Origin of the sequence: Nocardioides sp. (genome assembly GCF_030150155.1) — a bacterium.
Lineage (GTDB): Bacteria > Actinomycetota > Actinomycetes > Propionibacteriales > Nocardioidaceae > Nocardioides.
Genome location: NZ_JASLGR010000029.1, coordinates 29,622 through 41,984, shown reverse-complemented (window position 1 = coordinate 41,984; position 12,363 = coordinate 29,622). Strand labels below are relative to the sequence as shown.

At 69.7% G+C, this 12,363-nt stretch carries 12 protein-coding genes; 6 read left to right on the top strand and 6 right to left on the bottom strand.

Annotation, left to right across the window (positions count from 1 at the left end; translation table 11 throughout):
- Positions 1–50 precede the first annotated feature (50 nt).
- The 3 genes from Q1V88_RS08525 to Q1V88_RS08515 all read right to left on the bottom strand — a co-directional run bounded on the left by Q1V88_RS08525 (position 51) and on the right by Q1V88_RS08515 (position 2,980).
- Positions 51–1,922: an ABC transporter ATP-binding protein gene (locus Q1V88_RS08525; protein WP_300680449.1), complete on the bottom strand. Its 1,872-nt coding sequence runs from the start codon at positions 1,920–1,922 to the stop codon at positions 51–53.
- A gap of 112 nt (positions 1,923–2,034) precedes the next feature.
- Positions 2,035–2,358: an antibiotic biosynthesis monooxygenase gene (locus tag Q1V88_RS08520; RefSeq protein WP_300680447.1), complete on the bottom strand. Its 324-nt coding sequence runs from the start codon at positions 2,356–2,358 to the stop codon at positions 2,035–2,037.
- Between the two features lie 4 nt (positions 2,359–2,362).
- Positions 2,363–2,980: a hypothetical protein gene (locus tag Q1V88_RS08515; protein ID WP_300680445.1), complete on the bottom strand. Its 618-nt coding sequence runs from the start codon at positions 2,978–2,980 to the stop codon at positions 2,363–2,365.
- Between the two features lie 179 nt (positions 2,981–3,159).
- Here Q1V88_RS08515 and Q1V88_RS08510 point away from each other — a divergent pair, with 179 nt between their 5' ends.
- Positions 3,160–3,792, top strand: coding sequence for a TetR/AcrR family transcriptional regulator (locus Q1V88_RS08510; RefSeq protein WP_300680443.1), 633 nt, complete (start codon positions 3,160–3,162; stop codon positions 3,790–3,792).
- A gap of 69 nt (positions 3,793–3,861) precedes the next feature.
- On the opposite strand, the gene Q1V88_RS08505 is transcribed toward Q1V88_RS08510, so the two are convergent.
- Positions 3,862–4,413 (bottom strand): hypothetical protein, encoded by a 552-nt coding sequence (locus Q1V88_RS08505; RefSeq protein WP_300680441.1) that lies wholly within the window; start codon positions 4,411–4,413, stop codon positions 3,862–3,864.
- Positions 4,414–4,523: 110 nt separating this feature from the next.
- Here Q1V88_RS08505 and Q1V88_RS08500 point away from each other — a divergent pair, with 110 nt between their 5' ends.
- The 5 genes from Q1V88_RS08500 (at position 4,524) to Q1V88_RS08480 (ending at position 8,950) form a co-directional block, all read left to right on the top strand.
- Positions 4,524–5,699, top strand: a complete 1,176-nt coding sequence (locus Q1V88_RS08500) for a hypothetical protein (protein ID WP_300680440.1) — start codon at positions 4,524–4,526, stop codon at positions 5,697–5,699.
- A gap of 379 nt (positions 5,700–6,078) precedes the next feature.
- Positions 6,079–7,416 carry an MATE family efflux transporter gene (locus tag Q1V88_RS08495; protein WP_300680438.1) on the top strand — a complete coding sequence of 446 codons (1,338 nt, stop codon included), beginning with the start codon at positions 6,079–6,081 and terminating at the stop codon, positions 7,414–7,416.
- Between the two features lie 506 nt (positions 7,417–7,922).
- Positions 7,923–8,210, top strand: a complete 288-nt coding sequence (locus Q1V88_RS08490; RefSeq protein WP_300680436.1) for a type II toxin-antitoxin system ParD family antitoxin — start codon at positions 7,923–7,925, stop codon at positions 8,208–8,210.
- The gene (locus Q1V88_RS08485; protein WP_300680434.1) at positions 8,207–8,569 is read left to right on the top strand and encodes a hypothetical protein; all 363 of its coding nucleotides are present in this window, start codon (positions 8,207–8,209) and stop codon (positions 8,567–8,569) included. The genes Q1V88_RS08490 and Q1V88_RS08485 overlap by 4 nt, the downstream gene beginning before the upstream one ends.
- Before the next feature lie 168 nt (positions 8,570–8,737).
- On the top strand, positions 8,738–8,950 hold the full coding sequence (locus Q1V88_RS08480) for a hypothetical protein (RefSeq protein WP_300680432.1): 213 nt from the start codon (positions 8,738–8,740) through the stop codon (positions 8,948–8,950).
- Between the two features lie 124 nt (positions 8,951–9,074).
- Here Q1V88_RS08480 and Q1V88_RS08475 read toward each other — a convergent pair whose 3' ends face one another.
- Both Q1V88_RS08475 and Q1V88_RS08470 read right to left on the bottom strand, forming a co-directional pair.
- Positions 9,075–10,298, bottom strand: coding sequence for a TRAM domain-containing protein (locus Q1V88_RS08475; protein ID WP_300680430.1), 1,224 nt, complete (start codon positions 10,296–10,298; stop codon positions 9,075–9,077).
- Positions 10,295–12,325: an APC family permease gene (locus Q1V88_RS08470; RefSeq protein ID WP_300680428.1), complete on the bottom strand. Its 2,031-nt coding sequence runs from the start codon at positions 12,323–12,325 to the stop codon at positions 10,295–10,297. The genes Q1V88_RS08475 and Q1V88_RS08470 overlap by 4 nt, the downstream gene beginning before the upstream one ends.
- Positions 12,326–12,363 lie beyond the last annotated feature (38 nt).

The following is a 12,363-nucleotide window of genomic DNA, read 5'->3' as shown; positions in this document are numbered from 1 at the left end:
GCCGCGGGAGAACGCAGCACCTCGTCGACCATCCCACCCCGACGCCTGACTCACTCCGCCCCGGCGCGCTCCGCGAACTGGGTGGCATGGAGGTCGGCGTACAGGCCGTGTGCCGCCATCAGCTCGGCGTGGGTGCCCTGCTCGACGACCGTGCCGTGGTCGATCACCACGATCAGGTCGGCGTTGCGGATGGTGGACAGTCGGTGGGCGACGACCAGGGAGGTGCGGCCCTCCAGGGCGTGATCCAGAGCCTGCTGTACGGCGGCCTCGGACTCTGAATCGAGGTGCGCGGTGGCCTCGTCGAGGACGATCACGGCCGGTGCCTTGAGCAGCAGCCGGGCGATCGCGAGGCGCTGACGCTCACCGCCCGAGAGCCGGTAGCCGCGGTCCCCCACCAGCGTGTCGAGCCCCTCGGGCAGGGACCGCACCAGGGCATCGATCTGGGCCCGCTCCAGGGCGTCCCACATCTGCGCCTCGGTGGCCTCGGGCCGGGCGAAGAGCAGGTTGGCCCGGATGGAGTCGTGGAACATGTGGGCGTCCTGGGTGACGTACCCGACCGTGTCCGTCAGCGAGGCGAACGTGACGTCGCGGACGTCGTGCCCGCCGACGAGCACCTGGCCGGCGTCGACGTCGTAGAGCCGCGCGACCAGGTGGGTCAGGGACGACTTGCCGGCCCCGGAGGGTCCGACCAGGGCGACCATCTGGCCCGGCTCAGCGGTGAAGGAGACCGCGCGCAGCACCTCACCGGAGCCACGTCGGGACCGGCTCACCCCGGCCCCCAGCGAGGGTGCCGACGCCGAGCCAGAGGCCGGGTAGGAGAAGTGCACGTCCCGGAACTCGACGCCGCTCGCGCCGGCCGGCAGCCCCTGCGCGGACTGCTTCTCGGTGATCGCGTTGGGCAGGTCGAGGATCTCGAAGACCCGGTCGAAGCTGACCAGGGCGGTCATCACGTCGATCCTGACGTTGGACAGCGCCTGCAGCGGGCCGAGCAGCCGGGTCAGCAGGATGCTGAGCGCGACCACGGTGCCGATGCTCAGCGAGCCCTTCACCGCCAGGTAGCCGCCGATGCCGTAGACGAACGCCGTGGCCAGCGCCGGCACCAGGGCCATCACCGCCATGTAGGAACGGGTGAACAGCGAGATCCGGACCCCGAGGTCGCGCACGACCGCCGCCTTCTCGGCGTACACCGCATCCTCGTGCGCGGGCCGGCCGAACAGCTTCACGATCAGGGCGCCGCCGACGTTGAACCGCTCGGTCATCGCGTTGCCCAGGTCGGCGTTGCCGTCCATCTGACGCCGGGTCAGCCCGGAGATGCGCTGGCCCACCCAGCGCGACGCGATCCACAGGATCGGCACCATCAGCAGGCACACCACGGTGACCTGCCAGCTCAGGAACAGCATCGTGACCCCGACGACCGCGACGCCGATCAGGTTCGACACCGTGCTCTGCAGGGTCGAGGTGAAGGCGCGCTGGGCACCGATCACGTCGTTGTTGAGCCGCGAGGTCAGGGCGCCGGTCTGGGTCTGGGTGAAGAACGCCAGCGGCAGCCGCTGCACGTGCGCGAAGACCTTCGTCCGCAGGTCGAAGATCAGCCCCTCCCCGATCCGGCTCGACAGCGCCCCCGAGACCACCGAGAGACCAGCACTGACGACGGCGACCAGGGCGACGACCGTCGCCAGTCGTACGACGAGCCCGGTGTCGCTCTTGGCCACGCCGTCATCGATGATCCGCTGCATCAGCAACGGCGGCACCGCGACCATCAGCGCGTCGAGCACCGTGACGACGAGGAAGGCACCGATCTTGGAGCGGTGCGGTCGGGCGAACCCCATCACCCGCAGCAGCGTCTCCCGCTCGACCTTCGCCGTCTTCGCGGTCGGGTCGCCGGTCAGCTGCCCCAGGGCGATCCCAGGCATCGGTCTCATCGGGGCTCCTTCGTCCTGCGGTGCCGACGCCGGCCGGGGCGGCGGGTCGGCGTACGGCAGCGACGATCATCGCACCGACCGTGCGGGCACCCCGGGGTAAGGCAAGCCTGGCTCAGCGCGGGCCGTCGGGGCCGTAGGAGCGGGTCACCGTCGCGACCCGGACCTGGTAGTCGGTGTACCAGGTCGATCGGCCACGCTCCTGGGCGATCAGGTGCTCGGCGACCTGCTTCCACCCTGCGGCAGCGGCGTCGTCGACCCAGTAGGAGACGGTGATCCCGACGTCCTCCCGGGCCGACTCCACCCCCAGGAAGCCGGGCTGCTGGGCGGCGAGGTCGGCCATCCGCTCCGACATCCGGGCGTAGCCCTGGTCCCCCTCGGTGCGCAGCGAGGTGAAGATCACGGCGGTGTAGGGCGGGGTCGGCGTGCGGGCGATCACGCGGTCATGCTGTCGTGCGAGCACGCTGCCCGGCAACCGGAAGGGCGCCGACACGGTGGACCGCCGCGAGGAAGCCGAGGGCGGCGACGAGGTACACGACGCCGAAGGCGATCCGGCCGGCGGGCGGCAGGTAGAACTGCGGCAGCACGCACGCGGTCAGGATCACCCACGGCCAGGGCGCCACGACCAGGAGACGACTCGTCGTCGCGCTCCCGCGCACCCATCGCAGCCACCACAGCCCGATCAGGACCGCCGCGACGGCGATCAGGGCCAGGCCGAGGCCGAACATGGTCATCGCCAGCCCCTGACCGCGGACCTGGGTGACCAGGTCGGCGGCCGTGGTCGGGTCCGGCACCGAGCCGCCGATGACATGGAGGGCGAACGCCTCGGCACCGTAGTACGGCAGCACCAGTACGACGCCCGCCAGCCCGGTCCACCGCGCCGCGGCCGTCAGCGGGCGCGGGTCGAGGTCGTGGATCCGCAGGGCCAGTCGGCCGGCGGAGGCGAGCGCGAGCATGCCACACAGGTGGGCCACCAGCCAGCGGGTCGAGGCGACGGCCGCGGCCAGGTCGGCGTCGCTGCGGGTGTCGCCGTAGGGCCGAAGCAGGAGGTAGAGCGCCATCAGCACGCCCGAGCCCACCAGGGGCGCGGCGAGGTGTGGAGCGGGAGACCGGAAACGAGAACGCTGTTCACTATTCATGCCACCGATTCAAGAACACTGTTCTCTCATTGTCAAGAACACTGTTCTCACTTGTGTGGCAGACTGGTGGGACCCGACCACGGAGCACGAGAGGACCACCGATGGCCGTACGAGAGGAGTCCCGGGCCCGCACCCGGGAGGCGATCCTCGCCGCCGCCCGCGACGAGATCGCCGAGTACGGCGGCGGCGGGCTGTCGATCCGTCGGATCGCGCGGACCGTCGGCCTGGTGCCCTCGGCGCTCTACCGCTATGCGCCCAGCCGCGACGCCCTGCTGACCGAGCTGATCATGGAGAGCTACCACCGGCTCGCCGATCGTCTGACGGTCGACCCGGTGTGGGGCGAGGCCGAGGCCTGGCAGCACCTCGTCGACATACTCCGGGCGTGGGCGATCGAGGCGCCCCACGAGTTCCAGCTGATCTACGGCACCCCGATCCCGGGGTACGTCGCGCCGGCGGAGACGGTGCCCGCAGCGGCTCGGGTGGCGGCGCCCTTCCTCGCGGTCGGCGCCCGGCGGCCGGTGCCCGGCTTCGAGTCCCCCGACCTGCGCACCCAGATGGCCCGGCTCGAGGCCGGCGACCCGTCGGGCACCGCAGCGGTGCTCGCCGAGCTCGCCGCCGTCGTCGGCTTCCTCAGCCTGGAGCTCGCCGGCCACTTCGTCGGCTCGGCCGACCCGGCCGACGGACTGTTCGCCGCCCTGACCGCGCGTCAGATCGGCACCCTGCAGCTGCACTGACGCCCTGCCCCGTTGAACGGGGCAGGGCGTCAGGGTTGCTCGTCGCGGCCTCGGGGGCCGCGCAGGGGCTCAGCTCTCGGTGGAGAGCGAGCCGATCAGCTCCTCGACGCTGGTGAACGACTCGCCCTCAGCACCCTCGGAGCCGCAGGCGCAGCCCTCGCCGCAGCCACCCTCGGGGCCCTGGAGCTGGATCTCGGTGATCTCGCGCTCGTCGTCGAGGATCACGGTGACGGCGCCGTTCGGCAGCTGGGTGGGGGCGAGCAGGACCAGGCCGGCACCCTCGGGAAGGACGATCAGGGAGACCGGGGTGAGGTCGACCCGCAGGTCGGCGACCTTCTCGATCTCCTCCTCCTCGAGCGCGGCGTCGATCTCGTCGGCGACCTCACCGACGATCCGGGTGAACTCCTCGGCGCTGAGGCCGAGCAGGGCGCGGGTGCGCTCGACCATCGCGGCGGCGTCGACCTCGCGGCCCTCCTCCTCGGGGTCGGGGTCGACGTTCACGACGACCTCGACACCGGCCGCCGCGAACGTGGTCTCGCCGTGGATGAAGCCGTCCTCGATCTCGAGCTCGGTGAGCAGATCGGTGGCAGCCAGGGCAGAGTGAAGGGCGGTGAGGCTCATGGCTCCAGTCTCCCACTGGTGTCGGGTATCGCCCCGATCCTGACCGCGCCTCGCGCCGGTGGACGGCGTGGAGTCAACGGTCGGTCGACGGGCGGTTGATTGAATGAGGCATGGCGAAACTCTCGGGCCACTCGTCGCCGTCCCTGGCCGCGCGCACCCACGGCAGCCTCGGCCGCGCGGCCCTGATCCTGGTGGCGTGGCACGTCATCCCGGTGCTCATCGGCATCGGACTGTGGGCGTTCGGCCTGGCGTCGATCTTCGACCACCACCGCTGGATCCCCACCACCCTGGTGTGCGCGTTCGCCCTGCCGACGGTCTTCTGGATCGTGGCGCGCTTCGGCTTCTGGGGCGTCGCCGCGAGCGGCGGGCAGGGCGGCGGCGAGGAGTACATGGAGACCTTCGGCCCGCTCGGCGGCCTCGGGCTCGGCATCCTGCGCTGGTTCCTCCAGCTCATCCTGATCGGCGGGCTGGGCGCTGCCTGCGTGGTGACGTTCACGAACCTGCGGTGGTTCTACCTCGTCCCGCCACCGCAGATCAAGGCGCTGAAGGTCAAGGTCGACGCCATGCCGCTCCCCGCGGACTGGACCCTGAGCAGCAGCTCCAGCGGTGACGACGGCTCGGTGTCGTTCTACAACAAGAGCATGTCGCGCGAGTACGACGTCCCGCACACGGTCACCGCCGCCGACCTGCGCTCCTGGCTGGAGGGACCCGGCTGGACCACCAGCACGTCCCACCCCGGCGGGCCGGCCTTCGGCGCGATCCAGACCGTCTACTGCAGCACCGATCCGACCACCACCTGCAAGGCCCAGCTGATCCCAGCCGCCGGCCAGCACCCCGAGTACACCGTCCAGGCGACGGCGTACGCCGGCATCGACGGCGCCCCGACCCAGGTCAGTGTCTTCGCCGAGTACCGCCAGTACCAGCCCCCGACCGGTGCCTCAGCCGCAGCGTTCGCCCGCGCCGCCGCCGAGCCGATCCCGAGCACCTGGGTGCAGTCCTCGATCGACGGCTCGCAGTCCGACAACGGCGAGGAGGTGATCCGCTGGTTCGGCGTACCGACCTCCTTCACCTTCGCCGATCTGCGCACCTGGTTCTCCGGCCCGGCCTGGACGACCGCCACCGGCGGCACCCGCCCCTGGGGACCGCTGCAGGACGTCTACTGCAAGCCCGAGTCCGACTTCTGCTCCGCGATGACGGACAAGTCCACCACCGGTGGGCGGATCGAGAACCTGCTGGTCAGCTACCACGACGGCAGGGTGATGGTCTCCCTGAACCTGGTCCGCTGACACCCTCGGGCTACTAGCATTCGAGGCATGCTCGGTCCGATGAACCCGCCCCGCCCTCCGTGGCGGGGGTCGGTCACGGAACGGAGCGACTGACAGATATCCCCACGGCTCCGAGGCTGAGAGGACCGAGGCTTCCCTTCCCAATCCTTGCCCGGCCGGGCGCTTCTCCGATCTCGGTCAGCACGGCGCCCCGCCATGGCAGAGTGGGCCGCGTACCCTCTCGGACCGGACACCATCGATGCGCATCCGCGACCCGAGAAGTGGCGCAGAGGCGCACGGGCGCTGGAGTTCTTGGAGGGGGTGTCGAACGTGCCGCTGGTCAACGTCACCGCCGGGGCCACGCGGGACCTTGATCCTCGGCCAACTCGAGGGATCGCTGATGTCTGAAGGCTCCGAGGTCACGACGCCCCCTGCCGCTCCACCGACACGCAGTCCGATAGCGGAGGTCATGCACACCTGCGTACCGGCTGCGACAACGAGCGCGGTACAACTGCTCGTAACCGTGGTCATCACCGGGCTCGTCGGCCACATGGGCGGCACAGCGCTCTATGTCCGGTCGGTCTACCTGCCACTCTCACTCATCCTCACCGCGATCACGACAGGCATCGCGGTCCCGCTCCAGGTAGCGGTCGCCCGCAGTCGTCACGGCAAGGCGATCCCTCCCGACCAGTCGGCCAGGATCGGCTCCTCGGCACGGCTCGCTGTGCTCGCCTTCACGGTCCTCGCCGTACTGGTTGCGCTGGCTGCCGCGCCGCTGGCCGCACTCTCCTCGATGCCTGCCTCCCTGGCCCCGGAGCTGCGTCACTTCTCCCTGCTCATGGTCGTCGCTCAACTGGTCGGGGCAATCGGGGAGCTGAGCGCCGCCACCTTGCGTGGCCTGGGCCGCGCCACGCTCGGCACCCTCGTCTCGATCACCCTCGCCGCGGTGAACGTTGGGCTCGTGGCGCTCATCGGACTGGCTCTCTCAGTAGGGCTCGACGCGCTACCAATCGCTTCGGCCCTAGCCGGCGTCGTCGAGCTCGCGCTCGGTGCGGTCTTGCTGACCCGCTGCCATGTCCTCCGACCGCCGCACCTCGCCCGTTGGGACCCGACGATGGTGCCGACCACCCTGCAGATCGGACTGCCCATCGCGGCCTCGTTCCTCGTGCTGTTCCTCAACAGCGTCGTCATGCTGCACGTGGTCGGCGCCTACGGAGACCGATCCACGCTCGAGGGGTTCAGCAGCGCCCTGACAGTGCAAGACTTAGTCACCATCCCTGCCGTCGGATTCGGCTCCGGCATCGCCGTCCTGGTCAATGCCCGCACCGGTCACCGCGTCAGCATGCTGCGTCACGCGTTTGCCGTGCTCGTGGGCACCTATGCCGTCATCACGATCGTCGTCGTTGCCGCCGCCGCTGCGCTGGTCGACCTACTGCTTCCAGCCGGTGCCGCCGCCGCTCATGCCACCCACTACCTGCACGTGGTCGGTCCGAGCCTCGGCCTGACCGCGATCGCCATCGCCGCGCTGACGACGATGGAGGAGGTCGGTCTCGGCGCTTGGTCGGTCGCGCTCAACCTCACCTTCCTCGTCGGCGTCATCGCGGTGGGCTGGATCGCGGTGGCTGCGAGCGGCACCCTCGACGGCCTTTACATCACGATCCTGGTCGCGGGTCTCATCGCCGGACTGCTCGTGCCGCCATTCGCGTATCACAAGGTCGCGAGACTGGCCTTGCCATGATCGTGAGCACGGCCGTCCTCGGAGCGGTGAACTCGATGGTCATACCGACGGCCCCGTTCCGAGGGCCCGGACGTGCGTGCAATGTCCAAGCTGGCCCAAACCGGGCCCTCAGATCCCCTCGAGGCGGAACTGCCCGCCAGCACCGAAGGCGTCACCGCAAGTCGGCCCTGTTCTCATCAGCAGCGCAACACATTCGACGTGGTGCGTCATCGGGAACACACCGGCGAGGCTACGCGTGATTGCAGGTGTTTGCGCCCGGCTGCGATTGGCAGGCGAAAATGTCCGCTGACCTGCGATGATGTCGATTTCGAACCCCGCTTGTGGCGGTGGTCGGTTGCGGGCCTTTGCGAACCAATGTGCGCCCAAAGTGCGCCCTGCTGTCAGCAGTCGCTGACGGTCGCAAACGACCACAGGTTCGGGTGGTGGCACCGCTCTCCCACAGCGAACCGCGTCGCGCCCCGCCCTCCCGCCCCTTCGGCGCTAGAATCGACTCAGGAGGCGCCCCGATGACCACGCAAAACGTCCCACTCAGCGACCACGGCCGAGAGTACGTCGCTGCTGTCGTCGAGAGTGGAGAGGCGAAGGACGCGGCCGAAGTCGTCGACTTCGCACTCCGGAAGATGGAAGCCGACCGCCGGGCACACGACGCCAAGGTCGAGGCGTTCCGCGAGGCAGTTCAGACCGGGCTTGATGACCTCGAGAACGGTCGATTCACTGCGGTCGCCGCTGAGGACCTCCCCGCGTTTATCAACGGGCTGAGCCCACGTCTCTCCCCGAGGACGCCGGGGCAGTGAAGCCCGAGCCTCACATCTCAGGCTCGGCCCAGAACGACATCGCACACGCGCTGGAGTGGTCCTTCGAGAACTTCGGCGCCGACGCAGAGGCCCGATACTCGGCGCTCATCGCGGCCGCGATCGCACACGCTGCTCAGGACCCCAACACCCTCGGATTCAAGAAACGAGGCGAGTTGCGCGGCGACCTCCTCAGTTGGCACCTCGCCCAGGGCGTCATGCACAGTCCGGGCGGCCGCGTGCGAAAGCCACGGCATGTCCTGATCTGTCGCTGGGTCGGCGATCAGCTCCAGATCGCTCGGCTCCTCCACGAGGTCCAGGACCCGGCCCTGAACTTCGACCCGACAACCGATTGGGAGTAGCGGCAGAGCCGGCCAGTCGGATCTCCATGACGACATCTGGGTCGGACGTTCTCCTGACCTGTACGAACAGGTAGGAAAGCCACTCCGATCAGTGAGAACGCCTCCGGGCACCTTCGGGGGTCTGCTGCACAGATAGGTGACAACGCAGACGTCGAGGTCCTTCAGGATGTGACGCCGCACGCCTTCCGACGCACCGTCGCGACCGAAATCGACGAGTTCTACGACGCGGAAGCGGCCAGCACTCAACTCGGCCACACCTCCAAGGCTGTGACGGAGCGGCATGACATCAGCCGAAAACTCGTCGTTCCGGACTACCGGGCAGCGACCGAACGCCTCGCCCCCGGTGCCCGATCCGGCCACGCGTTGCCGCCGGCGACGTAGCCCGGCTGTGCCCCGTCAAGGGCCGCCCTCCAATCAACCAGAAGCGGGCTCGCAACCTCAAAGCGGGCCCAAACCGGGCACTAAGGCCCCTGCGAGGTGGAATTCCCCGTCAGCCCCAAATGCATCACCGCAGGTCAGAGCCGGTTTTCGTCAGCAAAGCAACACATTCCACGTGGTGCGTCATCGGAAATAGATCGAACGCCCGCAGCTGCGCCAGCTCATAGCCCCCGTCAGCGAACAGCGCGACATCCCGCGCCAGCGCTGCCGGGTCGCAGGCGACGTACGCCACGGCCCTCGGCGAACGGGCGAGCACGGCCTCGACCACGGCGCGGCGGGCGCCCTCGCGGGGCGGGTCCAGGACGACGAGGTCGAACTCGTCGGTGAAGTCGGAGCCCAGCACCGTGGCGACGTCGCCGCAGGCGACCTCGGCCGACGGCACGTTCTGCGCGGAGTACGCCGATGCCCGACGGTCCCCCTCGATCGCGACGATCCGGCCGGTGGGGCCGACGTGGTCGGCGAGGAACGCGGCGAACAGGCCGACGCCGGAGAAGAGGTCCAGGACGGACTCCCCCGGCTGCGGGTCCAGCATCGACAGCACGGTGGAGACCAGGGTCGACGGTGCCCCGGGGTGGACCTGCCAGAAGCCGTCGGCGGCGACGGTGAACCGGTGCTCCTCGGAGCCCACGGCGACGGTCTCCACGACCGTCTCCTCACTACCGGCACCGCCCTCGCGCGCCCCCGGGGCCGCGATCAGGCACTCCTCGACCGGGATCACGTCGTGGGAGCGGAAGGCGCGCATCCCGCGGGCGTGCGGGGCGCCGGGCACGTCGACGTACCGCTGCCGGGTCCGCCAGCGCAGACCCTCGACGTCGCCGGGGACCGCCTCGACCTCGACGTCGACGTCGAGCCCCGCCAGCCGCGACAGCTGCTCGCGGACCACCGTGGCCTTCAGCCCCCGCTGTGCCGCCAGCGTGACGTGCTGGAAGTCGCAGCCACCACAGCCACCCGGTCGCGCGGCGGGGCAGGGCGCCGCCACGCGGTCCGGTGCCGCCGACAGGATCTCGATCGCGTCACCGCGCCAGAACCTGTCGCCGTCGGTGCCTTCGGTGATCTCCAGCACGACCCGCTCCCCCGGCAGGGCGCGCCGGACGAAGACGACCCGCTGGGACTCCCCGTCGGCCACCCGGGCGACGCAGTGGCCGCCGTGGGCGACGGGTCCGACGACCGCCTCGAACCGCTCCCCTACCCGGGAGCGTCCGCGGGGCTGGCGCGCCCGGACCGGGCGCCCACCGTTACCGCGGCCACCGTGACGACGCCGATCGGGCCTGCCCTCGGGCTTCGGGCTCACAGTCGCACCTGCTTGTCTCGGTCGTCGTCACGTCGGATGCTGCCCGGGCGGACCCACGCGGTATCGCGCAGCTCCTTGGCCTTCCGCAGGCCCGAGACCAGCTGGTACGGCACGGAGATGACCATCACCCCGGGGGTGAAGAGCAGCCGCGCCTTGAGCCGCAGCGCCGACTGGTTGTGCAGCAGCGACTCCCACCAGCGGCCGACGACGTACTCGGGGATGTAGACGGCGACCACGCCGCGCGGGTTCGCCTTCCGGATCGCCGTCGCGTAGTCGATGATTGGGCGGATCAGCTCGCGGTAGGGCGAGTGCAGCACCTTGAGCGGGATGTCGAAGTGGCGCTCGTCCCACTCCTCCAGCAGCTTGGCGGTGGTCTCGTCGTCCATCGAGACCGTGACGGCCTCGAGCGTGTTGGGCCGCGTCGCCTGAGCGAACGCGAGCGCCCGCAGCGTCGGCTTGTGCAGCTTGGAGACCAGCACCATCGCGTGCACCCGGGTCGGCATGACCTTGTCCTCGTCGCCGGCCTCGAGCTCCACCTCGACCTTGTCGTAGTGGCTGCGGATGCGCCGCATCACGATGTAGAAGAAGATCATCGCCAGGATCGTGATCCAGGCACCGGCCAGGAACTTCGTGATCAGGACGACCACCAGCACGACGGCGGTGAAGGTCAGGCCGATCGTGTTGATCGTGCGCGAGCGCATCATCGAGCGTCGCTTGATCGGGTCGTGCTCGGCGGCCATCTCACGGGTCCAGTGCCTGATCATGCCGAGCTGACTCAGGTTGAACGAGACGAAGACACCCACGATGTAGAGCTGGATCAGCTTCGTGGTCTGCGCATCGAAGGCGATGATCAGCACCGCGGCCATCACCGCGAGGAAGACGATGCCGTTGGAGTACGCCAGCCGGTCACCGCGCGAGCCGAGGGCACGCGGCGCGAAGCCGTCGCGGGCCAGGATCGAGCCGAGCACCGGGAAGCCGTTGAACGCCGTGTTCGCCGCCAGCACCAGGATCAGGCCGGTCACCGTGACGGTGAGGTAGAAGCCCGGCGGGAAGTCGGCCCAGACCGCCTTGGAGACCTGCGCGATCACCGCGTTCTGGGTGTGGGAGTCGCCCAGCGGCACCCCGTTGAGGGTGAGCCGGTGCTGGTCCGATGGGTCCACGAACCGCAGACCCATCTCCTTGGCCAGCACGATGATGCTCACCATCATCGAGATCGCGATCAGACCGAGCAGCAGCAGCGTGGTGGCGGCGTTCTTCGACTTCGGTCGCCGGAACGCCGGTACGCCGTTGGAGATCGCCTCCACACCGGTCAGGGCCGCACAACCGCTGGAAAAGGCCCGCGCCAGCAGGAACAGCAGGGCCGCGGTCGACAGCGGCGACTCCATCCCCTCGCGCGGGGTGATGTCGAAGTTCGAGCTCTCCACGTGCGGCAGGTTGCCGGTCGCCCACATCACGAACCCGGCCACCGCGGTGCCGAGGATCGCCACCATGAACGCGTACGTCGGCCACGCGAAGGCACTGCCGGCCTCGCGGATCCCGCGCAGGTTCATCGCTGTCAGCACCACCACGAGCGCCACCGCGAGGGTGGCCTCGTGGCCCTGGAACGCGGGTATCGCTGCGCTGGCGTAGTTCGCCCCCGAGGAGATCGACACCGCCACGGTGAGCATGTAGTCCACGATCAACGCGCACGCAACCGTCGTACCGGCGCGAGAGCCGAGGTTGACCGTGGCCACCTCGTAGTCGCCACCACCGCTCGGGTAGGCGTGCACCGTCTGCCGGTAGGAGGCGATCACCGCCGCCATCACGACCGCGACAGCGATCGCGATCTTCCAGGAGAACGCGTACGCCGAGATCCCGGCCAACGACAGCATGATGAAGACCTCGTCGGGCGCATAGGCCACGGACGAGAGCGCATCGCTGGCGAAGACCGGCAGTGCGATCCGCTTGGGCAGCAGGGTCTCCCCCAACTGCGAACTGCGGAGCTTGCGGCCGATCAGGATCCGCTTGGAGACATCGCCGACACCCACGAGGCGCAACGCTACGGCACAGTGCGGCGCTAGGGCTC

What these genes read in the sequence shown, in the direction of transcription:
- Q1V88_RS08525 (WP_300680449.1), bottom strand. Translation starts at nt 1,922, where the DNA reads ATGAGACCGATGCCTGGGATCGCCCTGGGGCAGCTGACCGGCGACCCG.
- Q1V88_RS08495 (WP_300680438.1), top strand. Translation starts at nt 6,079, where the DNA reads ATGTCTGAAGGCTCCGAGGTCACGACGCCCCCTGCCGCTCCACCGACA.
- Q1V88_RS08490 (WP_300680436.1), top strand. Translation starts at nt 7,923, where the DNA reads ATGACCACGCAAAACGTCCCACTCAGCGACCACGGCCGAGAGTACGTC.
- Q1V88_RS08500 (WP_300680440.1), top strand. Translation starts at nt 4,524, where the DNA reads ATGGCGAAACTCTCGGGCCACTCGTCGCCGTCCCTGGCCGCGCGCACC.
- Q1V88_RS08510 (WP_300680443.1), top strand. Translation starts at nt 3,160, where the DNA reads ATGGCCGTACGAGAGGAGTCCCGGGCCCGCACCCGGGAGGCGATCCTC.
- Q1V88_RS08515 (WP_300680445.1), bottom strand. Translation starts at nt 2,980, where the DNA reads ATGGCGCTCTACCTCCTGCTTCGGCCCTACGGCGACACCCGCAGCGAC.
- Q1V88_RS08505 (WP_300680441.1), bottom strand. Translation starts at nt 4,413, where the DNA reads ATGAGCCTCACCGCCCTTCACTCTGCCCTGGCTGCCACCGATCTGCTC.